The 1,458-nt window shown below is 63.9% G+C and carries 2 protein-coding genes; both read left to right on the top strand.

The window, feature by feature from the left end; genetic code table 11:
• Nucleotides 1–85: 85 nt before the first annotated feature.
• Nucleotides 86–535 carry a MaoC family dehydratase gene (locus E1832_RS00030; protein ID WP_133357719.1) on the top strand — a complete coding sequence of 150 codons (450 nt, stop codon included), beginning with the start codon at nt 86–88 and terminating at the stop codon, nt 533–535.
• Nucleotides 536–625: 90 nt separating this feature from the next.
• Entirely contained in the window at nt 626–1,384 is a 759-nt protein-coding gene (locus E1832_RS00025; protein ID WP_133357717.1) for an electron transfer flavoprotein subunit beta/FixA family protein, read from the top strand.
• Nucleotides 1,385–1,458 lie beyond the last annotated feature (74 nt).

The raw sequence follows: 1,458 nt of genomic DNA, 5'->3' as shown, positions 1-1,458 counted from the left end.
GGACACGTCCGACAGGATCATCACGTCGAGCAGGGCGGCGACCCGGGGCATCACGTTCTTCGCATCCGTCGTGGCGGGCGCGCAGATGGAGCTCTCCAACTTCAAGGAGCTGGCGGGCCATGTCGGCCACGCGTTTTCGCCGAGCGGCTGGGAAGAGATCACCCAGGAAAGGATCGACCGGTTCGCCGCGGTGACGGGCGACAACAACTGGTATCATCTGGATGCCGAGCGGGCGGCGCGCGAGCTGCCGGGGGGCCGGACCCTGGCGCACGGGCTGCTGACGCTTGCGCTGGTGCCGGGCCTGTCGAGCCAGATCTTCCGGGTCACGGCGCATGGGCGGGCGCTGAACTACGGGTATGAGAAACTCAGGTTTCCCGAACCGGTGGAAAGCGGCGACCGGCTGCGGCTGCATATGGAGGTGACCCATGCCGAGCCGGACCGTGGCGGATTGATGATCCGGCGCAATTTCAAGATGGAGATCGAAGGCAAGAGGCGTCCCGGACTCGTCGCGGATGCCCTGACGCTCGCCTATTAGGGTTCATTTTCGGTTGATTGGTAGGACCATTAATCGTATTCCTGTCCCGAAGCGGCGTCACGCCGCCCCTGACGCGAGGAGAGAGACCCCATGAAGGTGCTGGTGCCTGTGAAACGGGTGATCGACTACAACGTGAAGGTCCGGGTCAAGTCGGACGGTTCCGGTGTCGATCTTGCCAATGTGAAGATGTCGATGAATCCGTTCGACGAGATTGCCGTCGAAGAGGCGATCCGGCTGAAGGAAGCGGGGACCGCCGATGAGGTCATTGCCGTGTCGATCGGCGTGAAACAGGCGCAGGAGACGCTGCGCACCGCGCTGGCCATGGGGGCTGACCGGGCGATCCTCGTGGTGGCCGCAGATGACGTGCACCAGGACATCGAGCCGCTGGCCGTCGCCAAGATTCTCGCGAAGGTCGTCGAGGAAGAAGGGGCCGGCCTCGTGCTTGCCGGCAAGCAGGCGATCGACAACGACATGAACGCCACGGGCCAGATGCTTTCGGCCCTGCTGGGCTGGTCCCAGGCCACCTTCGCATCGGACCTGAAGATCGAGGGTGAGCACGCGGTGGTGACCCGCGAGGTCGACGGCGGCTTGCAGACGATCAAGGTGAAGATGCCGGCCATCGTCACCGTGGACCTGCGCCTCAACGAGCCGCGCTACGCCTCCCTGCCCAACATCATGAAGGCCAAGAAGAAGCCGCTGGATGAGAAGACCGCCGCCGACTACGGCATCGACGTCAGCCCGCGCCTTGAGGTGGTGAAGACCTCCGAACCCGAAACCCGGCAGGCCGGCGAGATCGTACCTGATGTCGACACGCTGGTGGCGAAACTAAAGGAAAAGGGGATTATCTGATGGCTGTTCTCCTTCTTGCCGAAGTGACCGACGGTGAACTGGCGATGGACGCCACCGCCAAGGCCGTCTCCGCC

Source organism: Antarcticimicrobium luteum (genome assembly GCF_004358185.1).
Classification (GTDB): domain Bacteria; phylum Pseudomonadota; class Alphaproteobacteria; order Rhodobacterales; family Rhodobacteraceae; genus Antarcticimicrobium; species Antarcticimicrobium luteum.
Note: the sequence above shows the minus strand (reverse complement) of the source record. Positions and strands in the feature narration are given on the sequence as shown.

What these genes read in the sequence shown, in the direction of transcription:
- E1832_RS00025 (WP_133357717.1), top strand. Translation starts at nt 626, where the DNA reads ATGAAGGTGCTGGTGCCTGTGAAACGGGTGATCGACTACAACGTGAAG.
- E1832_RS00030 (WP_133357719.1), top strand. Translation starts at nt 86, where the DNA reads ATGGAGCTCTCCAACTTCAAGGAGCTGGCGGGCCATGTCGGCCACGCG.